Origin of the sequence: Streptomyces sp. NPDC005533 (assembly GCF_042871845.1) — a bacterium.
Taxonomy (GTDB): Bacteria; Actinomycetota; Actinomycetes; order Streptomycetales; family Streptomycetaceae; genus Streptomyces.
In genome coordinates this window covers 75,609-98,391 of sequence record NZ_JBIAJH010000015.1, presented here as the reverse complement: position 1 = coordinate 98,391, position 22,783 = coordinate 75,609, and the positions used below count along the sequence as shown (strand labels likewise).

Below are 22,783 nucleotides of genomic sequence, written 5' to 3'. Positions count from 1 at the left end.
ACTCCGAGGAGCAGACCCACAGTGGCCGTCATGGACCGCGTCCGTACCGTCTCGCAGGCCGAGCCCGGCACCACCGGCCGAAAGGGTGCCGCCGGGCTCGGCGTGCTCCTCGCGCTGCTCGCGACGGTCGTCTGGTCCGGCAGCTTCGTCGCCACCCGGGGCATGGCCGAGACCGTCCCGCCCGTCCAGGCGGTCTTCTGGCGCTGGATCATCGCCCTCGTCGCCGTGGCCCCCTTCGCCGCCCGCCAGGCATGGCAGCAGCGGGCACTGATCCGGCGGCACTTCGGCTACGTCGCCCTCGCCTCGCTGTTCGGCGTCGCCCTCTACAACACCCTCGTGCACCAGGCCGGACTGACCACCTCCGCCTCCAACATGGGCATGATCATGGCGGCCTCGCCCGTCATCATGGCGCTCTACGCCCGCCTCGGCGGCGAACGGCTCGGCAAGCGACGGACCTTCGGCATGCTGCTCGCCGCCTTCGGCGTGCTGCTCCTCGTCGGGGACGGCTCCCTCGGCTTCGACTTCGGCGCCGGCGACCTGTGGATGTTCGCCGCCGCCCTCTCCTTCGCCACGTACAGCGCCCTGCTCAAGCGCAAGCCCGCCGAACTGGGCGGACTGGCCTTCCTGATCACCACCTTCGTCCTCGGCGCGCTGATGCTGGCCCCCGTCTACGCTGTCTCCGTCTCCGTCCAGGGCGGCTTCGAGATCACCACCGGGACGGTCGGACCGCTGCTGTACGTCGGCGTCTTCTCCTCGGCCGTCGCCTTCTTCGCCTGGAACAAGGCGATCACGATCATCGGGGCGGCCCGCGCCGGAGTCGTCTACTACCTCCAGCCGGTGTGCGTGGCGGGGCTCGGCTTCCTGCTCCTGGGCGAGCACACGGGACCGGCGCAACTGCTCTGCATGGCGCTGATCCTGGGCGGTGTCGGGCTCGGTGCGCGGAGGTAGGTTCGGGCCCATGACCGAGTGGGACATCAAGAAGCTGCGGATCCTGCGGGCCCTCGCCGAACAGGGCACCGTGACCGCGACGGCCGAGGCGCTGCACATGACGCCCTCGGCCGTTTCGCAGCAGCTCACGAACCTCGCCCGGCAGCTGGGGGTGACCCTGCTGGAGGCCGAGGGCCGACGGGTCCGCCTCACCGACGCGGCCCACCTCGTACTGCGGCACGCGGAGGCGGTGTTCGCGCAGCTGGAGGCGGCCGACGCGGAGCTGGCCGGATACCTGGCCGGGGACGCCGGCGAGGTCCGGGTCGCCGCCTTCTCGACGGCCGTACCGGCGCTCGTGGTCCCGGCGGTGGCGGCCCTGCGCACGACCCGTCCGGGGGTGGAGGTACGGGTCCGGGAGGCCGAGGCGGCGCAGTCGTACGAGCTCCTGTCGGCCGGGGGCGTGGACCTGGCCCTGTCGCTGGCCGCGCACGCGCCGACCGCGCGGGACGCCCGGTTCACCCGGGTGACGCTCCTGGAGGACCCGCTGGACGTGGCACTCCCGCCGGGGCATCCGCTGGCGGGCGCGGCGGGGCTCCGGCTGGCGGACCTGTCCGGCGACCGGTGGATCTACGGGGGCAGCGGCCCCTGGTCGGAGATCACCCGCGGCGCGTGCGAGGCGGCGGGCTTCGTCCCGGAACAGGCGCACTCGGCGTCCGGTTGGACGGCGATCCTGGCCATGGTGGAGGCGGGGATGGGGGTGGCGCTGGTCCCGCGCATGGTGTCGAGCCGGGCGTCGGGCGTGGCCGTACGGGTGCTGTCGCGGGACCGGCCGACGCGGCACGTGATCGCCGCGGTCCGGCGGGGCGGCGAGTCCGCTCCCGCGGTGGCCCACGTCCTGGCTGCCCTGCGCGCCGTCGCCGCCGAACGCTGACCGCCGCTGCGCGGAGCCGTCTCCCCGCCCCGCCCTTTCACCGTGTCCCGGGGCTTCGCCCCGGACCCCGTAGGTGCGCCGCCCGCCCGTGCGCTCAAACGCCGGGCGGGCTGGAACGAACAGCCTCGCCGGCGTTTGAGGCGCGGGGTCCGGGGCGGAGCCCCAGCGGGGGCGCGGCCCGCTAGACCTGAGCGGCAGCGGCGGCGTCGGCCGCCTGGGCCTTCAGCGCGCGCTCGACGCCCGCGCGGGACTCCGAGACGAGGCGGCGCAGCGCGGCGTTCGGCTCGGCCGCGGTGAGCCAGGCGTCCGTCGCGTCCAGCGTGTCCGCGGAGACCTGGAGCGTCGGGTACAGCCCCACCGCGATCTGCTGGGCGATCTCGTGGCTGCGGGTGTCCCAGACCTCCTTGACCGCCGCGAAGTACTTCGCGGTGTACGGGGCCAGCAGCTCGCGCTGGTCGGTCTGGACGAAGCCGCCGATCACGGCCTCCTGCACCGCGTTGGGGAGGTCCGCGGACTCCACCACCGACGCCCACGCCTGAGCCTTGGCCTCGGCCGTCGGGCGGGCCGCCCGCGCGGTCGCCGCGTGGCGCTCACCGGCCGCGGTGGGGTCCCGCTCCAGCTCCGCCGCAATGGCCGCCTCGTCGGCGACGCCCGTCGCGGCGAGCCGCTCCAGGAACGTCCAGCGCAGCTCGGTGTCGACGGCCAGGCCCTCGATCTCCGCCGTGCCGTCCAGCAGCGCCGACAGGTGGGTGAGCTGCTCCTCGGTGCGGGCCGTGGCCGCGAAGGCGCGGGCCCAGGCGAGCTGGTGGTCGCTGCCGGGCGCCGCCGCACGCAGGTGCTCCAGCGTGGCCTCGGTCCAGGCCGCCAGGCCCTGCTCCCGCCACGCCGGGTCGGCGTACAGGTCGACGGCCAGCTTCACCTGGCGGTGGAGCGACTGCACGACGCCGATGTCGGACTCCTTGCCGATGCCCGAGAGGACCAGCGCGAGGTAGTCGCGGGTGGCGAGCTCGCCGTCCCGCGTCATGTCCCAGGCGGAGGCCCAGCAGAGGGCGCGCGGCAGGGACTCGACGAAGTCGCCGATGTGCGCCGTGACCGTGGCGAGGGACTCCTCGTCGAGGCGGACCTTCGCGTACGACAGGTCGTCGTCGTTCAGCAGGACGACCGCCGGGCGGGCCCGGCCGGCGAGCTCCGGCACCGTGGTGAGCGCGCCGTCGATGTCCAGCTCGATCCGGTCGGTGCGCACGAGGGCGCCGTCCTGGAGCTCGTACAGGCCGACCGCGATGCGGTGCGGGCGCAGGGTGGACTCGCCCTTGGCGCCGGCGGGCAGCGCGGGCGCCTCCTGGCGGATGCCGAAGGTGGTGATCAGGCCGTCCGCGTCGGTGGTGATCTCCGGGCGCAGGATGTTGATGCCGGCCGTCTCCAGCCACGCCTTCGACCAGGCGGTCAGGTCGCGGCCGGAGGTCTCCTCCAGGGCACCCAGCAGGTCGGAGAGGCGCGTGTTCCCGAAGGCGTGCGCCTTGAAGTACGCCTGCACGCCCTTGAAGAAGGCGTCCTGGCCGACGTAGGCGACGAGCTGCTTGAGCACCGAGGCGCCCTTGGCGTACGTGATGCCGTCGAAGTTGACGAGGACGTCGTCCAGGTCACGGATGTCGGCCATGATCGGGTGCGTGGAGGGCAGCTGGTCCTGCCGGTACGCCCACGTCTTCATGGAGTTGGCGAAGGTGGTCCACGCGTGCGGCCACTTCGAGCCCTCGGCGTACGCCTGGCAGGCGATCGAGGTGTAGGTGGCGAACGACTCGTTCAGCCACAGGTCGTTCCACCACTCCATGGTGACCAGGTCGCCGAACCACATGTGCGCGAGCTCGTGGAGGATCGTCTCCGCGCGCACCTCGTACGCCGCGTCCGTCACCTTCGAGCGGAAGACGTACTGGTCACGGATGGTGACCGCGCCCGCGTTCTCCATCGCGCCCGCGTTGAACTCCGGGACGAAGAGCTGGTCGTACTTGGCGAAGGGGTAGTCGTAGGCGAACTTCTCCTGGAACCAGTCGAAGCCCTGCCGGGTCACGTCGAAGATCGCGTCCGCGTCGAGGAACTCGGCGAGCGAGGGACGGCAGTAGATGCCGAGCGGTACGGACTGGCCGTCCTTGCCCTCGTACGAGCTGTGCACCGCGTGGTACGGGCCGACAATGAGCGCCGTGATGTACGTGGAGATGCGCGGCGTCGGCTCGAAGCGCCAGACGTTGTCCTTGACGTCGGTGGCCTCCGGCGTCGGGGAGTTCGAGATGACCGTCCAGCCCTCGGGGGCCGTCACGGTGAACTGGAACGTGGCCTTCAGGTCGGGCTGCTCGAAGCTGGCGAAGACCCGCCGCGCGTCCGGCACCTCGAACTGGGTGTAGAGGTAGGCCTGCTGGTCGACCGGGTCCACGAAGCGGTGGAGGCCCTCACCGGTGTTGGTGTAGGCGCAGTCCGCGACGACGCGGAGCTCGTTGGCCCCGGCCGCCAGGTGGTCCAGGGCGATGCGGGAGTCCCGGAAGACCGCCGCGACGTCCAGCGACCGGCCGTTGAGGACGACCTCGTGCACGGCCGGTGCGACCAGGTCGATGAAGGTCTCGGCCCCGGCCTCGGCCGACTGGAAGCGCACGGTGGTCACGGACGGGTAGGTGCCACCTTCCTGCGCTCCACTGAGATCGAGTGCGATCTCGTAGGAGTCGACGGTGAGCAGCTTTGCCCGCTGCTGAGCCTCTTCACGGGTGAGATTCGTGCCTGGCACGCGGTCATCTCCTTTGATGGTGACGTTGCCCCGTCATCCTTCCACGAGGGGGGCGTCACCGGCGCGGAGTAATCCACCGGCGAACACGGGGGCGGAAACCGTCCGGATACGGCGAAAGGGGAGGAAGCCGCACGGGCTTCCTCCCCTTCGTGGCACGGGCGGCGTCAGCCGCGGAGCTCCTCCGCGACGAGCTCGGCGATCTGGACCGCGTTCAGGGCCGCGCCCTTGCGGAGGTTGTCGTTCGAGAGGAACAGCGCGAGGCCGTTATCCACCGTCTCGTCGACGCGGATGCGGCCCACGTACGAAGCGTCCTTGCCGGCGGCCTGCAGGGGGGTCGGGATCTCCGACAGCTCGACGCCCGGGGCGTCGCCCAGGAGCTCGTAGGCGCGCTCGACGCTGATCGGGCGGTCGAAGCGGGCGTTGATCTGGAGGGAGTGGCCGGCGAAGACCGGCACGCGCACGCAGGTGCCCGAGACCTTGAGCTCCGGGATCTCCAGGATCTTGCGGGACTCGTTGCGGAGCTTCTGCTCCTCGTCGGTCTCGAAGGAACCGTCGTCGACGATCGAGCCCGCGAGCGGGACGACGTTGTAGGCGATGGGGCGCTTGTAGACGGTCGGCTCCGGGAAGTCCACCGCGCCGCCGTCGAAGGTCAGCTGGTCGGCGGCCTCGGAGACCGCGCAGGCCTGGGTGCGCAGCTCGGCGACGCCGGCCAGGCCCGAGCCGGACACGGCCTGGTAGGTGGTGGCGATCAGCGCGGACAGGCCGGCCTCGTCGTGCAGCGGGCGCAGCACCGGCATCGCGGCCATGGTGGTGCAGTTCGGGTTCGCGATGATGCCCTTGGGGCGGTTCTTGATCGCGTGCGGGTTGACCTCGGAGACGACGAGGGGGACCTCGGGGTCCTTGCGCCAGGCGGAGGAGTTGTCGATCACGACGGCGCCCTGCGCGGCGACCTTCTCGGCCAGGGCCTTGGAGGTGGCGCCGCCGGCGGAGAAGAGCACGATGTCCAGGCCCGCGTAGTCGGCCGTGGAGGCGTCCTCGATGGTGATCTCCCGGCCCTCCCATTCGAGGGTGGAGCCCGCGGAACGGGCCGAGGCGAACAGCCGCAGCTCGTCCACCGGGAACTTCCGCTCGGCGAGGATGCTGCGCATGACTCCGCCGACCTGTCCGGTGGCTCCGACGATTCCGACCCTCACGGTGACTCCTTTTGGTACGTACGACGCGGGCGCGCGTGGAGCCATCATGCGTTCGACCCCACGAGCCTTGTCCAATCCATTGTCCGAGGAACGGACGGTGTCCTGAACGTGAACGCGTGTGACGAGTCCGTGGCGGCCGTGTTGCAGGGCCCCTGAACATCCGTTTTGCCAGGTCGGAGCCGATTAGCGTCCGATCGGTCATGCCCCGGATTCCGGACATGACCGACCGCAGAACGAACATCCGACTCGGGGAGATCCACCGTGCGCGCCATCCGCCACCGCCGCCGGTCCATACCGGCGCTCGCCGCCCTCGCGGCCGCCGCCGTCGCCGCACCCGTCCTGCTCACCGCCACTCCGGCGGCCGCCCACCCGCGGGAGGGCAGGCTCGCCAAGGAGCTGGTGGAGGAGGTCACCGCCCGCGGCGCCTACCGCCACCTGGCGCGGTTCCAGCAGATCGCCGACGCCAACGGCGGCAACCGCGCCGCCGGCACGCCCGGCCACGCGGCCTCCGCCGCCTACGTGCACGACACCCTGAAGAAGGCCGGGTACCAGGTCGCGTACCAGGACTTCGACATTTACGAGGCGCACACGAAGACGGAGAAGACCTTCGTCCTCGGCGGGGCCGACGGCGCCGGGGGCCGCGAGGTGGCCACCGCCGCCTTCACCTTCACCACGTCCACCCCGACCGGCGGCCTGGCCGCCCCGCTCGCCCTCGCACGGGTCGACGAGACCCCCGGCTGCACGGCGGACGACTACCCGGCGGGCGCCTTCACCGGGAAGATCGCCCTGGTCAAGCGCGGCGCCTGCACCTTCGTGGAGAAGCAGCGGGCGGCCGCCGCGGCCGGCGCCGTCGGCGTCATCGTCTACAACCACAGCGGCACCACCCCGGTGCGGGGCGGGTTCTCCTCGCCCGACGAGGGGATCATCCCGAGCGCCGGCATCACGCTGGCCGACGGCGAGGCACTGACCGGGGCCGCCGCCCGGGGCGAGGTGAGCGTACGCCTGGACCTGGACCAGGAGCACGTGCGGAAGACCACCCGCAACGTGATCGCCGAGACCCGCGGCGGGCGTTCCGACCGCGTGGTGAGCGTCGGCGCGCACCTGGACTCGGTCCCCGAGGGCCCGGGCATCAACGACAACGGTTCCGGCTCGGCCGGTCTGCTGGAGGTGGCGCTGAAGCTGGCCGAAGAGGGCGCCAACAAGAAGGGCAAGGGGCCGGCCAACAAGGTCCGCTTCGCCTGGTGGTCGGCGGAGGAGCTGGGCCTGCTGGGCTCGGAGCACTACGTCGCGCAGCTGTCGGCGCAGCAGAGGAAGGACATCGCGCTCTACCTCAACTTCGACATGATCGCCTCGCCGAACCCGGTGCAGTTCGTCTACGACGGCGACGACTCCGACAGGACGGGCGCGGGCGCCGGCCCGGCGGGCTCGGCGCAGATCGAGGCGCTGATCAACGGCTTCCTCGACAAGAAGGGCAAGCCGCACGAGGGCAGTGACTTCGACGGCCGCTCCGACTACGGCCCCTTCATCGCGAACGGCATCCCGGCCGGCGGCACCTTCACCGGGGCCGAGGGCGTCAAGACCGCCGAGCAGGCCCGGCGCCACGGCGGCACCGCGGGGGCCCCGTACGACCCGAACTACCACGGCGCGGGCGACGACCTGAGGAACCTGGACCTCAAGGCCTTCGACACCAACCTGGACGTGATCGCCCACGCGGTCGGCACCTACGCCGAGTCGCTGCGCTCGCTGGGCGCGTAGGGCGCGTAGGCGCGCGGCGCGGCCGGGGGGAAACAGGCGGGGGCGGTGCTCGTACGAGCACCGCCCCCGCTGTCGTCCCGGGTGCCTACCGGGTTACGGCAGGACCTTCTCGATCTGCACGCTGCCGGTGCCGGCGGCGGTGCCGCGGGCGTTGAGCAGCTGGACCTGGCCGAAGAACTGCCGGCCCTCGGGGGCCGCGCTGTTGACCAGGACGTTCGCCGAGACGGACGCGGAGGCGCCGTTGGCGAGGTTCACCGCGGCGCTCTCGTCGACCTGGACGGAGCCCAGGGCGGCCGAGAAGAACACGTCGCGGTAGTCGTACGTGGTGGTGCCGGCCGGGACCGCGTAGCCGATGACCTTGACGGTGTAGGTGCCCGCGGCGGGGTTGACCAGGCTCACGGCCTCCTCGGAGTCGCCGTCGGCGGAGGAGCCGACCTTGACGCCGTTCCGGTAGACCTCGAGGTCGAGGTCCGCACCGGTGTCGGAGACCTTGCCGATGGCGACGTCGAGGCGGGAGACGCCCTCGCCGATGGTGACCTCGGAGGTCTGGGTCTCACCGTTCGCGATGGTCGGCTTGGCGACCTTCGCGGAGCCGAGCGGGCCGCCCTTGAGCTTGCCGCCGGAGATGGCCGCGGCGTCGTTCTTGACGGTCCACTGGACCGGCGCCGGGGTGCCCTGCTTGACCTCGGGGAGGACCTTGACCGCCGGGTCGAAGCCCGCGCCGAGGACGGAGACGTCCAGCTTGAACGGGTTGTCGAGCAGCGGCGACGTACGGCGCGACTCGACCTCGATCTCCCAGACGCCCGGCTGCGGTTCGGCGTACGAACGCAGGTCGGGGCGGCAGGCGTTGGCCGGGTTGTCGTAGTTCGGGTAGCACTGGGTGGTCGCGCTGTCCTCGACGCCCACACCGTACGGGTGGATCGAGATGAAGCGCGTCTGGCTGCCCGGCTGGAGACCGCCGAGGGCGACCTCCAGCGTCTTCGCGCCCTGCGGCACGGTGACGAAGTACGACTTGTGGCTGTTGCGCTGCACCGAGGAGGTGTCCGAGAACGTGAACGACGGCTTCGCCAGCGGGGCGGAGGCGACGACGGTCGTCAGGATCTGCTTGTCGATGCCCTCGGTGGTCTCGTCGTCCAGCTGCAGGATGCCGCTGTGGACGCCGGCCGACTTGACGTTGGCCTCGACCTTGATGGTGACGGGCTTGTTCAGCGGCAGGGTGACGTAGTCGTAGCCGCCGACGACCTTGAAGGTGCCGTCGTTGTTGCGCCAGGTCAGGTCGTGCCGGGTGCCGTACTTGACGCCCGTGGTGCGGGTGACGACGACGTCGTAGACCTTCTTCTGGCCGACCTTGAGGCCGCCCTCGCGGTCGTAGAGGCCGGTGCCGAAGCCCGGGGTCTTCAGGAACTGGTCGATCGCGGTGTCGACCGGCGCCTTGACGGTGAACTCGTTCGCCTTCGCGTCGCGCTGGATGGACTCCCACGCGCCGGGGACGTTGATCAGGCCGGCGCCCTGGGCGTGCGCCGGGACGTCGTCGATCTTCTTCGCGGTGCTGGTGAGCGCCACGCGCAGGCTCGCCGGGGTCAGCTTGATGTTCTGCTGCTTGGCGGCCGAGATCAGCAGGGCGCCGGCGCCCGCCGCCTGCGGCGAGGACATCGAGGTGCCCTGGAGCATGCCGTAGCCGGCCGGCAGGGTGTAGCCGGCCTCCTTCACGGGCGCGCCCGGCAGCCAGGTCTGGATGGTGTTGATGGCCGCGCCGGGGGCGGTGATGGTCGGCGTGAACCCGCCGTCCTCACGCGGACCGCGCGAGGAGAAGGGGAACATGTTGTACTTCTTGGTCACGCCGGAGCCGTAGTTGGCGGCCCAGGTCTCCTTGGAGACCGCGGCACCCACGGAGATGACCTTGTCCGCGAGACCGGGGTCGCCGATGGTGTTGACACCGGGGCCCTCGTTGCCCGCCGAGATGACGAGCTGGACACCGTAGGTGTCGATGAGGTTCTTGTAGAGCTCCGAGCGGGCGTTGTTGCCGTCGTTCAGCGCCGGCAGACCGCCGATGGACATGTTGACGATGTCCACGCCGCGGTTGACGACCAGGTCGATCATGCCCTCGGTCAGCGCGATGTTGGTGCAGCCGCCGGACCAGGAGCAGGCGCGCGAGGAGACGAGCTTCGCGCCGGGCGCCTCGCCGTTCATCGCGCCGCCGAAGAGGCCGTTGGCGGAGGTGATGCCGGCGACGTGCGTGCCGTGCTCGGACTCGATGATGCCGACGTTGACGAAGTCGGCCTTCTTGCCGACCCAGTCACCGCCCAGCGGGTCCATCGGGACGTCCTTGCGGATCTCGATCACGAACGGGATGCGCTCGGCGACCTCGGTCGCCGGGTTGTCCGTGCCGAAATAGCCGATCTGGTAGCCGTCCTTGTACGGCTTCATCGGCTCGTTGTTCGTGAAGTCGCCGTCCTGGTCGGTGTCGACGCGGACGGTGCCGGCGGCGACGTCGTAGAGCAGGCCGAACCGGTCGGTGGTGTCCCCGTCCCGGTTGACGTCGCCCTTCATGTCACCGGAGGCGGTGATCGACTCGCTGAACCGGCTCCACTGGAAGGCGCCCTCGGGGGCCTTCCAGCTCTGGCCGCCCGCGGTGAAGGTGCCGCCGGAGGAGGTGACCGGGGTGATCTGGGCGCGCCAGGTGGCGTCCCCGTCGGTGATCGGGTCGGTGGCCGTGACCCAGTCGACGATCTTGCGCTCGCCGGTGGTGGTCTTCTGCAGGGCCGGGTGGCCGAGGTCGACGCCCGAGTCCATGATGCCGATGGTCACGCCACGGCCGTCGGCCTGCGGGTTCTGCTTGACGAAGTCGACCGCGCCCGTCTCGAAGGACGGGTTGTACGGGTTCTTCGCCGGGGTGTTCTTGTCCGGCGCCGGGTACGTCTCGGCGGCGGTCTTCCGGACCGCGCCCGACTCGCCCTTGGCGTCGGGACGCGGGTCCGGCAGCTGGATCTCGTGACGCAGGTCGATTCCGTGCACCGAGGACAGCTTGGCGGCCGCCTTCAGCGCGGCCTCCGCCTTGCCGGTGGGCACGGTGGCCCGCACGTAACCGAGGTTGTCGTACGTCCGGCCCACCGAGGCGCCCTGGACGGCGCCCAGCTGGTCGGAGACCTGCTTGGTTTGCCCGGGGGCGGTCGCGACCATGACGGTGACGTTCGCGTCACCCTTGGCCTTGGCCTCCTGGAGCAGCTCCGCGTCGGCCGAACCGAGCTTCTGGTCGGCGGACTTGACCGCGGGCGTGGCGCCCGGGGTGTCCGCGCCGGTCGCCGCGAACGCGGGCGCGGCGCCGGTGGCCGCGAGGGCGGCGACCAGGCCGGCCGCGGCCGCGACGCGTGCGACGCGTCTGGCCCCGGGTATGGAACTGGGGGATTCGAGGGTCATCAGCATCCCTGGTAAGTGAAAGATACGGTCCGGATTTCGGTGCCGGATGACCGGTCAGCTTTCCTCACGCGACAGCTCTTTGGGGAGAGTTGTCATTGACCGAGACCTGTCATGGCGGACTCTCGCCAGTGCGGAGTATCCGCCAGCGCGGCCTTACCGGGGCACAGCGGGGCGAACCAGGGTTGCTGAAGAGTTGATTTGTAGACTTTCCCGCCTTGCCGTGATGAACGGTCTCAGAGCGGGTGTGACAGATTCGGGGTGCTCAGCGCTCGCGCGTGCGCGCGTAGTGGCGCGAGGCCTTCGCCCGGTTTCCGCAGACGGCCATCGAGCACCAGCGCCGGGTGCCGTTGCGCGAGGTGTCGTGGAAGTGCAGGACGCAGGTCCCGGACGCGCACCTGCGGATCCGGCCGGGTGTGCCGGCGAGCAGTTCCAGGTAGTCCCGGGCCGCGGTCCAGGCCGGCCCCCAGGTCGGGTCCTCGAACTCGGTGCGCTCGCCCGGGCCCTCGGCGGTCAGGGTGGCGCGGATCCGTCCGTGTTCCAGCACGGCGTCGATCAGCGTACGGGCGCTCTCGTCGGCCGGGTCCGCGACCGCGCGGGCCAGTGCCTCGCGCGCGGTCAGCAGGTGGACGAGGGTGGCCGCGTCGGCGCGGAAGCGATCGGCCAGGCCGTTGCTGCGCAGCCAGATCGCGAGCCCCTCGACCCGGGTCAGCCCGAAGGCGCCGGCGAAGAGGTCGGCCACCTCGCCGTCCTTCATCCAGCGCGTGTTCAGCAGGTCCACTGAGACCGGCTCGCCCGTCAGGGGGCGGGGATCCGACGCCGCCAGTGCCATGTCGCCACTCCTCCGCGCGCTCTCGCTAACCCCTCAAGAGTACGTGACCGGTTGACACTCTCAACTCTAACTCCTAACGTGAATTTAGAAGGTTAGAGATGAGTCGTGGAACCGATGAAAGGGGGCAGCCGTGACGGCTGTCATCAGCAAGCTGCGTACCGGGCACGTGGGTCTGAACGTCACCGACCTCGCCCGTTCCCTCGCCTTCTACCGGGACGCCCTCGGCTTCGAGCCGCTGGGCGAGGGCGAAGAGGCGGACCGCCGTTTCGCCTTCCTCGGGCAGGACGGCGAGCTCGTCCTCACGCTGTGGCAGCAGGCCGACGGCGCGTACGCCCCGGCGGCCGCGGGACTGCACCACTTGGCGCTCTCCGCCGCCACCCTGGACGAGGTCCGGGCGTACGAGGAGCGACTGCGCGGGCTGGGCGTCCAGTTCGCCTACGACGGCGTCGTCGCCCACGGCGAGGGCAGGGCCTCCGGCGGCATCTTCTTCCACGACCCCGACGGCACCCGCCTGGAGATCTCCGCACCGGCCGGCGCCGAGAAGGCACCCGCCCCCGTCCCGGGGGCTCCGACCTGCGGGTTCTTCTAGGCACTCGGTCGGGAGGCGGCATCATGGACCGGTACCACCAGGGCTCACTGACCGTGCAGGAACGCGTGGGGGTGCGCGAGCTCGCCGAGCACGTCGGCCGTTCGATCGGCGCGGGCATCAAGGACGTGGCCGCGGCCTTCCTGGAGCTGCAGCCGCACCTGGTCGTCGGCGCCGCGGACGGGGTCGGACGCATGTGGGCCTCGCTGCTCACCGGCCCGCCCGGTTTCGTCCGGGCCACGGGTCCGGACAGGATGGCGGTCGCCGCGGGGGTGCCGGCCGGGGACCCCCTCGCCGAGGCGCTCGCCACGTCGGGCACCCGGGTCGGGACCATCTCCCTCGACCCGCGCACCCGGCGCCGGATGCGGTTGAACGGGACCCTGGAGCCGACCCCCCGCGGGTTCGCGGTCCGGGCCGAGCAGGTCTTCGCCAACTGCCCCAAGTACCTCCAGCGGCGGCAGCCCCTGGAGCTCGTCGCGCGAGGAGCCGGTGTCGTGCGGCGCGGGCACGCGCTCACCCCCGAGCAGGAACGGGCCGTCCGCGCCGCCGACACCTTCTTCATCGCCACCACCGCCGAGGCGGACGGGGTCGACGCCAGCCACCGGGGCGGACTGCCCGGCTTCGTCGAGGTGCTCTCGCCGACCGAGCTGGCCTGGCCGGACTACGCGGGCAACGCCATGTTCCTGACCCTGGGGAACCTGACGGTCGACCCCCGGGCGGGGCTGCTCTTCCCGGACTGGGAGAGCGGGGCGGTCCTCCAGCTGAGCGGCCGGGCCGAGACGGAGTTCGGGGCCGACGGGAGCCGCCGCACCCGGTTCCGGGTGGAATCGGTGGTGGAGGGTCTGCATCCGGGGCGGCTGCTGTGGAGCACCCCGGAGTACTCGCCTCACCTGGGGAGCACCACCAGGTAGGCGGCGGGTTCGCGGTCGCCGGACGCCGTCAGGGCGGTGCGGACCACCGCGGCCTGCTGCTCGGGCCAGTCGCGGAGCTTGCGCGGGGTGATGTGGATGACGGTCACCCCGAGCCGCTCCAGCGTCTCCCGCTTGCGGACGGACTCCGACCACTCCTCGTCCTCGCCCTGGCGCGGGGCGCGCGTGTCGATCTCCAGGGCCACGGACTGCTCGGGCCAGAACGCGTCGACCCCGCCGAGGTGCGGGCCGCCGGGCAGCCGCAGGTCCACGTTCCACACGGGCTCGGGCAGCTCGTAGCCGCGTACGAGGTGGTACAGCCGGTCCTCGGCGATGGCGCGGCCCTCGGCGAGGAGCGACTCGACCGCGTCGACCACGTGCGGCCGGTTCAGCAGCCGGGCCACCGTCAGCTCCCGTACGACGGCCGCCGGTTCGCAGTGCCCGCCGCGCACGGCCTCGCTGAGCAGGCGGCGTACGGTGCCGGCGTCGGAGAGCTGGCCGACCGCGTCGGCGACGGCCCGCGCGACGGGCGCCACCGGCAGGCCGGTCACCTCCTGCGAACGCGGCGGGGTGTGCGTCCGCACGATCCGCACGTCCCCGGTGGAGCGCAGCCGCCGGGTCCCGGGCACCAGTACGTCGATGTGCGAGACGGCGAGCAGCGCGGGCGCGGAGGCGAACCGGTACAGGGCGAGCGCCGCCAGCCCGGTGATCATCGCCTCGCCCGCGCCGCGCCGTCCCGCGTACAGCAGCGCGGCGTGCAGCCGCTCCTCGCTGGTCGCGGGCCCGGAGTGGAGCAGGAACACCCCCGGCAGGATCTGCTGCCAGGGGCGCTCGGCGGCGTCGGAGGCGGTGACGCCGTGCTCGCGCAGCTGGGCGAGGGTCAGCACGCGGGGGCGGCTGCCGGTGAGGTGGGCGAGGGGGAGGGGTGCGTTGTGGTTCATGACGCGGTGATTCCCTCAGGCCATGGCCTTGCTAACCCCTGTTACACGCTCGTCGACAAATCCGGACAAGCTGGGGCTAAAGTACGGGCGTTCGATGGCCGATAGGCTGCCCCGCCGACGTTCGAGGCGCGGGGGTCCGGGGGCGTGCCCCGAACCCCCGGCAGGGTCAGCCGGCGGCGGCGTCGCAGGCCTGGGCGCGCAGGGCCCGGGCCAGGTCGTCGCGGGACTCCAGCACCAGGCGGCGCAGGGCCGGAGCCGCGTCGGCGTGCGCGGCGAGCCACGCGTCGGTGGCGTCGAGCGTGGCCGAGTCGCCCTGCAGCGACGGGTACAGACCCCTCACCACGTCCATCGCGATCTGGATCGAACGGTCCGTCCACACCCGCTCGATCACCTCGAAGTAGCGCCCCGCGTAGGCCGCCAGCAGGCCCCGCTGCGAGGACTGCTGCATGCCCGCGATCGTCGCCTCCACCAGCGCGTTGGACAGCGCGTCCGATTCGACGACCGCCGCCCACGCCTGGTCCTTCACGGCCTCCGACGGCCGCGCCGCCAGGCACCGCACCTGGTGGCGCTTGCCCGACGCCGTGTCGTCGCGCGCCAGTTCGGCGGTGAGCACGGCCTCGTCCACCGCCCCGTGCGCGGCGAGCGGCAGCAGGAAGTCCCAGCGCAGCTCCTGGTCCACGTCCAGCCCGTCGATCCGCGCCGAGCCCTCCAGCAGCCCCAGCAGCAGCTGGAAGTCGCCCTCGGTGGCCGCACTCGCGGCGAAGAAGCGGGCCCAGGTCAGCTGGTGCTCCGACCCCGGCGCCGCCAGCCGCAGCTCGTGCAGCGCGCCCGCCGCCAGGTCCCGGCCGCCCTGCTCGCGCCCGTCCGGTGCCGCGTAGTGGGTGACCGAGGTCAGGGCCTGCGTGTGCAGCATCTGCAGGACGCCGACATCGCTCTCGCGGCCCGCGTGCGCGAGGACCAGCGAGACGAAGTCCCGGGCCGGCATCAGGCCGTCGCGGGTCAGGTTCCACAGCGCCGACCAGCACAGGGCCCGCGCGAGCGGGTCCGTCAGATCGCCGAGGTGCGCCCGCAGGGTCTCCAGCGAGCCCTCGTCGAAGCGGATCTTGCAGTAGGTGAGGTCCTCGTCGTTGACCAGGACCAGGTCCGGGCGCTGCGTGCCCGCCAGCTCCGTGACGACCGTCCGCGCACCCGACACGTCCGCGTCGGCCCGCGCGTAGCGGACCAGGGACCCGTCGGACTCCAGCCGGTACAGGCCCACCGCGACCCGGTGCGGGCGCAGCTCGTCGCCCTCCTGCACGACGGCCAGTTCCGTCACCCGGCCGCCCGCGTCGTAGGTGATCACCGGGGTCAGCGCGTTCACGCCGGCGGTCTGCAGCCACGCCCGCGACCACTGCGCCATGTCCCGACCGGAGACCTCCGCGAGCACCGACAGCAGGTCGTCCAGCGTCGTGTTCCCGTACGCGTTGGCCTTGAAGTAGCGCCGGGCGCCCTCCAGGAACGCCTCCCGTCCCACGTAGGCGACGAGCTGCTTGAGCACCGACGCGCCCTTGGCGTAGGTGATGCCGTCGAAGTTCAGCTTCGCGTCCTCCAGGTCACGGATGTCGGCCGTGATCGGGTGGGTGGACGGCAGCTGGTCGGCCCGGTAGGCCCACGACTTGCGGCGGTTGGCGAAGGTGATCCACGCCTGCTTGAAGCGGGTGGCCTCGACGAGCCCGAACGAGCCCATGAAGTCGGCGAAGGACTCCTTCAGCCACAGGTCGTCCCACCACTTCATGGTGACCAGGTCGCCGAACCACATGTGCGCCATCTCGTGCAGGATGACGTTCGCGCGCGCTTCGTACGAGGCCTGCGTGACCTTGCCGCGGAAGATGTACTCCTCGCGGAAGGTCACCAGCCCCGGGTTCTCCATCGCGCCCAGGTTGTACTCCGGGACGAAGGCCTGGTCGTACTTCCCGAAGGGGTACGGGTAGTCGAAGATCTCGTGGAAGAGGTCGAAGCCCTGCTTGGTGACCAGGAAGACGTCGTCCGTGTCGAAGTGCTTCGCCAGCCCCTTGCGGCACATCGCGCCCAGCGGGATGGTCAGGTCGCCGCGCGTGTAGGTGTCCGTGACGTAGTGGTAGGGGCCCGCCACCACGCACGTGATGTAGGTGGAGATCGGCTGGGTCTCGGCGAAGCGCCAGACCCCGCCCTCGCGCGACTCCTCCGCGCCGTTGCTCCACACCTGCCAGCCCTCGGGGGCGGCCACCTCGAAGCGGTAGGGCGCCTTCAGGTCCGGCTGTTCGAAGTTCGCGTACACCCGGCGGGCGTCGGCCGGTTCGTACTGGGTGTAGAGGTAGACCTCGCCGTCCTCCGGGTCCACGAAGCGGTGCAGGCCCTCGCCGGTCCGGCTGTACGCGCAGTTCGCGTCGACCACCAGGACGTTCTCGGCGGCCAGGCCGTCCAGGGCGATCCGCGCCCCGTCGAAGACGGTGGCCACGTCCAGCGCCCGCCCGTTCAGGGTGACGGCGTTCACCGAGGGGGCGATCAGGTCCGCGAAGGTGGAGCTGCCGGTGGCCGCGGCCCGGAAGCGGATCGTCGTGACCGAACGGAAGGTCCGTGGGCCCTCGGCCGGTTCGGCCTCGTCCACCGCGGACGTGAGGTCGAGGACCACCTCGTACCCGTCGACGGACAGCAGTTCGGCCCGCTCACGGGCCTCGTCGCGGGACAGATTCTCACCGGGCACGTGCACTCCTTCGTGCGTGATCGCGTTCTTGGGTCGAATCCTCGCACGAGGGGAATGCGTGCGGCGGCGTCCTGGTTGGCCACGGAGAACATGCGCCAGTGATGCCCTTTTTCCGACTGAGACGAGACCGAGGAGAGACATGACCGAGACCCAGGTGCGCGAGAAGACCCCGGTCGACTTCTGGTTCGACCCGCTCTGCCCTTGGGCCTGGATGACGTCCCGCTGGATGGTCGAGGTCGAGAAGGTCCGCGACGTCGAGGTCCGCTGGCACGTGATGAGCCTTGCCGTCCTCAACGAGAACAAGCTCGACGAGCTGCCGGAGACCTACCGCGAGCTGCTCGGCCCCAAGGGCTGGGCTCCCGTGCGCGTGGTCATAGCCGCCCAGCAGAAGCACGGCGAGGAGATCACCGGCAAGCTCTACACCGCGCTCGGCACCCGTATCCACAACGACGAGAAGGGCCCGACCCGCGAGGTGATCGCCGAGGCGCTCGCCGAGGTCGGCCTGCCGGCCGAGCTGCTCGCGTACGCCGACTCGGACGAGTACGACGAGGTGCTGCGGGCCTCCCACAACGACGGCATCGACCGCGTGGGCCAGGAGGTCGGCACCCCGGTGATCTCCGTTCCGGGCGCCGAGGGAGACGTGGCCTTCTTCGGCCCGGTCGTCACCCCGACCCCGCGCGGCGACGCGGCCGCCCGGCTGTGGGACGGCACCCTGCTCGTCGCCTCCACGCCCGGCTTCTACGAGATCAAGCGCACCCGCACCAAGGGCCCGTCCTTCGAGTAGGACCTGCCGCTACGCACAGAAGACCCCCGTGAGTCACGTCCTCACGGGGGTCTTCCGCTCTACGCGCCCGCACGTGAAAGGTGAGAAGACGATCACGAGGCGGACGGGCTCTGCGGTGTGCGATCAGCCCTTGGCGGGGATCAGCAGCGGGGTGTTCGCCTTGGCGTCGGCGTAGCGGCGGGCCACGTCCTGCCAGTTGACGACGTTCCACATGGCCTCGATGAAGTCCACCTTCTGGTTCTTGTACTGCAGGTAGAAGGCGTGCTCCCAGGCGTCGAAGACCAGGATCGGAGTGCTGGCCACGCCCACGTTGCCCTGGTGGTCGTAGACCTGCTCGACGATTAGGCGGCCGCTGACGGGCTCGTAGGCGAGCACGCCCCAGCCGGAGCCCTGGGTGGCGGAGGAGGCGAAGGTCAGCTGCTTCTTGAACTTCGCGAAGGAGCCGAAGGACTCGGTGATCGCGTCGGTCAGGTCGCCCAGGCCGTCGGCCGCGCTGGGCTCGCCGCCGCCCTCACCGGTCTTCGGGCTGGCCATGTTGTGCCAGTAGATGCTGTGCAGGATGTGGCCGGAGAGGTGGAACGCGAGGTTCTTCTCCAGGCCGTTGAGAGCGCCCCAGTTCTCCTTGTCGCGGGCTTCCGCCAGCTGCTCCAGCGTGTTGTTCGCGCCGGTGACGTAGGCCGCGTGGTGCTTGTCGTGGTGCAGCTCGATGATCTGCGGGTTGATCACCGGCTCCAGCGCCGCGTAGTCGTACGGAAGCTCAGGAAGCGTGTAGATGGCCATGCGTGTTATCCGGTCCCCTCGGCGTGCCAACTGCTTATTGCAATCAATGCGCAACTGCACGCTAGCAGTATCTATTCCACCTCACACGTAAGGGTCGCCTCTGTACGACGCAGGTCGGCCCCGTGCGCACGCACGGGGCCGACCTGGGGTGGAGCGGGTGTCAGCGGGCGGCCGGGGCCCGGCGCCGCTCGGCCCGGTGCTGCACGACCCGGCCGGCCACCGCGAGGGCGACGGTCAGCCCGCCGGTGAAGACCACCTGCACCCTGGTGTCCTCGCCCAGGGCCATCAGGACCAGCACCCCGGCCACCCCGGCCAGGGACGCCCAGGTGAGGTACGGGAAGCCCCACATCTTCACGACGAGCTTCTCGGGGGCCTCCCGCTCCAGCCGCCGGCGCAGCACGAACTGCGAGACCGCGATGAAGCCCCACACGATGAGGATGACCCCGCCGACCATGTTCAGCAGCCAGGCGAACAGGGTCTGCGGGTACCAGTACGACAGCAGCACGGTGACGAAGCCGAAGCCGCAGGAGGCGAGCACCGCCCGGCGGGGCACCCCGCCGGAGACCCTGCCCAGCGCCTTCGGGCCCTGGCCGCGGGAGACGAGGGAGTGGGCCATGCGCGAGGAGCCGTAGATGTTGGCGTTCATCGCGGACATCAGGGCGATCAGGATGACCACGTTCATGATCTCGCCCGCGGCCGGGATGCCCAGGTGGTCCAGGGTGGCGGCGTACGGGCCGGCCGCGGTGACGGCCGCGTCGTTCCACGGCAGCAGGGTGACGATGACCAGCATGGAGCCGACGTAGACGATCGCGATCCGCCACATGGTGGTCCGCACGGCCCTGGCCACGCCCGCCACGGGGTCCTCGGACTCGGCGGCCGCGATGGTCACCGTCTCCAGTCCGCCGTACGCCACCACCGAGGCCAGCAGTCCGACGAGCAGGCCGTCCACACCGTGGGGCAGCAGACCGCCGTCGTGGAGCAGGTTGGCGGCGCCGGGGGAGGAGGTGCCGGGCAGCAGGCCGAGCACGGCCAGGACGCCCAGGCCCAGGAAGAGCCCGATCGCGCCGATCTTGAGGGCGGCGAACCAGAACTCGAACTCGCCGAAGTTCGAGACGGCGGCCAGGTTGGTGCCGCAGAACAGCGCCATGAAGGCCAGCACCCACATCCAGGAGGGGGTGCCCGGGAACCAGCCCGTCATGATGTGCGCCGCGCCGATGGCCTCGATGGCCACGCCCACGCACAGCAGGATCCAGAACATCCAGCCGGCCGTGAACCCCGCCCAGGGGCCGATCGCCCGCTCCGCGTGGACCGAGAAGGACCCGGAGGCGGGGTTGGCGGCGGACATCTCGCCGAGCATCCGCATCACGAACATGACGAGCAGCCCGGACGCGGCGTACGCGAGCACGATCGAGGGGCCGGCGGCGGCGATGCCGGCCCCGGAGCCGACGAAGAGCCCGGCGCCGATGACCCCGCCGAGGGCGATCATCGAGAGGTGGCGCTGCTTGAGCCCGTTGCCGAGCGGGGATCCGGCATCGGTCCGCGGCGGTTCGGGGGGTGTCAGGGTGCTCTGGCTCATGGGGGTGTGCCTGTCCGGTGTGCGGGGAGACGTGACGAGGTGCCCCAGTCTCACCGCTGTCCGATCTTCGGATGGTCTGCGTCCGATATGCGGACAGCCGGATGACCGGCCGTGATCATCCCCGTACGCTGCCGGCACGCGCCGACCGGCAGGAGGCCCGGCTCGACGTCAACGGAGCCTCGTAGCTGCGCACCTGACGCGCGACGGCCCCCCGCGCCGGGTGCGCGGGGGGCCGTCGCATGGGTGGCGGGCCGTGGGTCGGGGGCGTCGGCGGCGGGCCGTCGGCCGGTCAGGACTTCGGGGTGCGCCGCTCCCGTACGAAGGCCACCACGAGGACGAGGACCGCCGCGCCCGTGGACCACAGGAGCTGCGGCCGGGCCGAGTCGTCGAACAGCATCAGGACCAGCACCGCCGCCATCCCGATCAGCGCCGCCCAGGTCGCGTACGGGAACAGCCACATCGGCAGGGTCAGCCGCTCCGGCATGTCCCGCTCGATGATCCGGCGCAGCCTCAGCTGGGAGACCGCGATCAGCGCCCACACGAACAGCAGCACCGCGCCGACCGCGTTGAGCATGTAGAGGAAGATCGTGTCCGGCCACAGCAGGTTCAGCACCACCGACACGAAGCCGAAGGCCACCGACGCGAACACCGCGCGCCGCGGCACGCCCCCGCCCGACACCTTCAGCAGCGACTTCGGCGCCTCGCCGCGCTCGGCCAGCGAGAACACCATGCGCGAGGACCCGTACAGGTTCGCGTTCAGCGCCGACAGCAGGGCCACGAACACCACGACGTTCATGATCTGCCCGGCCCCCGGGATGCCGATCGAGTCGAGGACGGCCACGTACGGGCTCTGGCCGGGCTCCAGCGAGTCCCACGGCAACAGGGTCACGATGACCAGCATCGAGCCGACGTAGAAGAAGAGGATGCGCCACACCGCGCTGCGCACCGCCCGGGACACCGAGCGCGCCGGGTCGTCCGACTCGGCGGCGGCGATGGTGACGACCTCCAGGCCGCCGAAGGCGAAGATGACGGCGAGCATGCCGGCGACCACTCCGCCGAAGCCCGCGGGGAAGAAGCCGCCGTGGCCGGTGAGGTTGGCCATGCCGACCGGCTCCGTGTCCGGGAGGACACCGAAGATCGCGAGAGTGGCGAGGACGAGGAAGAGGACGATCGCGCCGACCTTGAGGGCCGCGAACCAGAACTCGAACTCGCCGAAGTTCTTCACCGCGGCCAGGTTGCTCACGGTGAAGACCACCATGAAGAGCAGCACCCAGATCCACTGGTCGACGGCGGGCACCCAGCCGTTGGCGATCTTCGCCGCGCCGGTGGCCTCCACGGCCAGCACCACGACCAGCAGGAACCAGTACAGCCAGCCCGCCGAGAAGCCGGCCCAGCGGCCGAGCGCCTTCTCCGCGTAGACCGAGAAGGAGCCGGAGGCGGGCATCGCGGCCGACATCTCGCCCAGCGCCCGCATGACGAGCATCGCGAGGACGCCCGCGAGCAGGTACGAGCAGATGATCGCGGGGCCGGCGATGCCGATGCCGGCTCCGGAGCCGACGAAGAGACCGGCGCCGATCACGCCGCCCAGACCCAGCATGGTCAGGTGGCGCTGCTTGAGGCTGTGGCTCAGTGGTTCCGCGGGCAGGTCGCCCGTCGTGGGAGGTGCTTCGTGCAGGGGCTCACGCATGAGGGGGTGCTCGTACTCTCGTTCGGCCCAGCGGTGGTGGGGGCTCCGCAACTGGATTGGCGGGACCCTACAGTCTCACTGAGCGGCTGCCGTCCGTGCAAAACGGACGTGTTGTCAGATGTTCCTCGTGACGAGGATCACGCCGGCGGACTGGAGGGGGGCGAGCTTTGTGTGATCCCCACCAATCGAGGGAGTGGGGCTTTGTCCCGGGCAGCGGTGGGGCGGCGCGGGGCCGCGGACTAACGTCGGTGATCGTCCCGCCCCCGTCCCCTCCCGCGGAGCCCCTCATGACCACTGCTTCCCTCTCCCCGCGGCCCGGCGCCGTCCTCGCCGACCTGCTGCCCGCGAGCCGCGTCCGCGACATCGCGCTCGTCGCCGGCGGCGCCGCGCTGACCGGGCTGGCCGCCCAGATCTCCGTCCACGTCGACGGCCTGGCCGCCCCGATCACGGGCCAGACCTTCGCCGCGCTGCTCGTCGGCACCGCGCTCGGCGCCGGCCGCGGCTTCCTCTCGCTCGCCCTCTACACCCTGGTCGGCATGGCGGGCGTGCCGTGGTTCGCGGACGGCGCCTCCGGCGCGGGCGGCGCGACCTTCGGGTACGTCCTCGGCATGCTGCTGGCCTCCACCGTCGTCGGCGCCCTCGCCCGGCGCGGCGCCGACCGCTCGGTCCTGCGCACGGCCGGCGCGATGGTGCTGGGCTCCGCCGTGATCTACGCGGTGGGCGTGCCGTACCTGATGGCCGCCACCGGGATGTCCCTCGGCGTCGCCGTCGCCAAGGGCCTGGTGCCGTTCCTGGTCGGCGACGCCCTCAAGGCCGCGCTGGCCATGGGCGTCCTGCCGGCCGCCTGGAAGCTGGTCGGCCGCCGCGGCTGACCGCTCTGCGGCCGGGTGGTCCCCGGCCGAGCGGCCCCCGAACGCGCCGGAGCCCGGCCCACCCGTGAGGGCGGGCCGGGCTCCGGCGTACGGAGGGGCCAAGGG

Annotated in this window: 16 protein-coding genes; 7 read left to right on the top strand and 9 right to left on the bottom strand. The window is 71.5% G+C overall.

Annotated features, from left to right (window positions below):
• Window positions 1–21: 21 nt before the first annotated feature.
• Window positions 22–948 (top strand): DMT family transporter, encoded by a 927-nt coding sequence (locus ACFYP3_RS17625; RefSeq protein WP_388832842.1) that lies wholly within the window; start codon window positions 22–24, stop codon window positions 946–948.
• Between the two features lie 10 nt (window positions 949–958).
• On the top strand, window positions 959–1,858 hold the full coding sequence (locus ACFYP3_RS17620; protein ID WP_388832839.1) for a LysR family transcriptional regulator: 900 nt from the start codon (window positions 959–961) through the stop codon (window positions 1,856–1,858).
• Window positions 1,859–2,039: 181 nt separating this feature from the next.
• On the opposite strand, the gene pepN (ACFYP3_RS17615) is transcribed toward ACFYP3_RS17620, so the two are convergent.
• Window positions 2,040–4,628: an aminopeptidase N gene (gene pepN, locus ACFYP3_RS17615; protein WP_388832836.1), complete on the bottom strand. Its 2,589-nt coding sequence runs from the start codon at window positions 4,626–4,628 to the stop codon at window positions 2,040–2,042.
• 164 nt (window positions 4,629–4,792) lie between these two features.
• Complete coding sequence (locus ACFYP3_RS17610; protein ID WP_388832833.1) at window positions 4,793–5,821, bottom strand: aspartate-semialdehyde dehydrogenase; 1,029 nt, start codon at window positions 5,819–5,821, stop codon at window positions 4,793–4,795.
• 261 nt (window positions 5,822–6,082) lie between these two features.
• Here ACFYP3_RS17610 and ACFYP3_RS17605 point away from each other — a divergent pair, with 261 nt between their 5' ends.
• On the top strand, window positions 6,083–7,576 hold the full coding sequence (locus tag ACFYP3_RS17605) for a M28 family metallopeptidase (protein ID WP_388832830.1): 1,494 nt from the start codon (window positions 6,083–6,085) through the stop codon (window positions 7,574–7,576).
• A gap of 93 nt (window positions 7,577–7,669) precedes the next feature.
• Here the strand turns inward: ACFYP3_RS17605 and ACFYP3_RS17600 are convergent, their stop codons facing one another.
• Entirely contained in the window at window positions 7,670–10,993 is a 3,324-nt protein-coding gene (locus ACFYP3_RS17600; RefSeq protein ID WP_388832827.1) for a S8 family serine peptidase, read from the bottom strand.
• Between the two features lie 262 nt (window positions 10,994–11,255).
• Window positions 11,256–11,822: a CGNR zinc finger domain-containing protein gene (locus tag ACFYP3_RS17595; RefSeq protein WP_388832824.1), complete on the bottom strand. Its 567-nt coding sequence runs from the start codon at window positions 11,820–11,822 to the stop codon at window positions 11,256–11,258.
• Between the two features lie 130 nt (window positions 11,823–11,952).
• Here ACFYP3_RS17595 and ACFYP3_RS17590 point away from each other — a divergent pair, with 130 nt between their 5' ends.
• Together ACFYP3_RS17590 and ACFYP3_RS17585 are read left to right on the top strand one after the other, a co-directional pair.
• Window positions 11,953–12,411 (top strand): VOC family protein, encoded by a 459-nt coding sequence (locus tag ACFYP3_RS17590; protein WP_388832821.1) that lies wholly within the window; start codon window positions 11,953–11,955, stop codon window positions 12,409–12,411.
• Window positions 12,412–12,434: 23 nt separating this feature from the next.
• Window positions 12,435–13,319 carry a pyridoxamine 5'-phosphate oxidase family protein gene (locus ACFYP3_RS17585; protein ID WP_388832819.1) on the top strand — a complete coding sequence of 295 codons (885 nt, stop codon included), beginning with the start codon at window positions 12,435–12,437 and terminating at the stop codon, window positions 13,317–13,319.
• Here ACFYP3_RS17585 and ACFYP3_RS17580 read toward each other — a convergent pair.
• Both ACFYP3_RS17580 and pepN (ACFYP3_RS17575) read right to left on the bottom strand, forming a co-directional pair.
• Window positions 13,295–14,257 carry a hypothetical protein gene (locus tag ACFYP3_RS17580; RefSeq protein WP_388832816.1) on the bottom strand — a complete coding sequence of 321 codons (963 nt, stop codon included), beginning with the start codon at window positions 14,255–14,257 and terminating at the stop codon, window positions 13,295–13,297. The two genes, ACFYP3_RS17585 and ACFYP3_RS17580, sit on opposite strands and share 25 nt — an antisense overlap.
• A 166-nt stretch (window positions 14,258–14,423) precedes the next feature.
• Window positions 14,424–16,979 (bottom strand): aminopeptidase N, encoded by a 2,556-nt coding sequence (gene pepN, locus ACFYP3_RS17575; RefSeq protein ID WP_388832813.1) that lies wholly within the window; start codon window positions 16,977–16,979, stop codon window positions 14,424–14,426.
• 139 nt (window positions 16,980–17,118) lie between these two features.
• Here pepN (ACFYP3_RS17575) and ACFYP3_RS17570 point away from each other — a divergent pair, with 139 nt between their 5' ends.
• Entirely contained in the window at window positions 17,119–17,763 is a 645-nt protein-coding gene (locus ACFYP3_RS17570) for a DsbA family protein (protein ID WP_388832810.1), read from the top strand.
• 123 nt (window positions 17,764–17,886) lie between these two features.
• Here ACFYP3_RS17570 and ACFYP3_RS17565 read toward each other — a convergent pair whose 3' ends face one another.
• From ACFYP3_RS17565 to ACFYP3_RS17555, 3 genes are all read right to left on the bottom strand, one after another.
• Entirely contained in the window at window positions 17,887–18,543 is a 657-nt protein-coding gene (locus ACFYP3_RS17565) for a superoxide dismutase (RefSeq protein ID WP_388832807.1), read from the bottom strand.
• Between the two features lie 160 nt (window positions 18,544–18,703).
• A complete protein-coding gene (locus tag ACFYP3_RS17560; RefSeq protein WP_388832805.1) occupies window positions 18,704–20,119 on the bottom strand; it encodes an amino acid permease in 1,416 nt (471 codons plus the stop codon).
• A gap of 289 nt (window positions 20,120–20,408) precedes the next feature.
• Window positions 20,409–21,806 carry an amino acid permease gene (locus tag ACFYP3_RS17555; RefSeq protein WP_388832802.1) on the bottom strand — a complete coding sequence of 466 codons (1,398 nt, stop codon included), beginning with the start codon at window positions 21,804–21,806 and terminating at the stop codon, window positions 20,409–20,411.
• A gap of 287 nt (window positions 21,807–22,093) precedes the next feature.
• Here ACFYP3_RS17555 and ACFYP3_RS17550 point away from each other — a divergent pair, with 287 nt between their 5' ends.
• Window positions 22,094–22,678 (top strand): biotin transporter BioY, encoded by a 585-nt coding sequence (locus ACFYP3_RS17550; protein WP_388832800.1) that lies wholly within the window; start codon window positions 22,094–22,096, stop codon window positions 22,676–22,678.
• The last annotated feature ends 105 nt before the right edge of the window (window positions 22,679–22,783 follow it).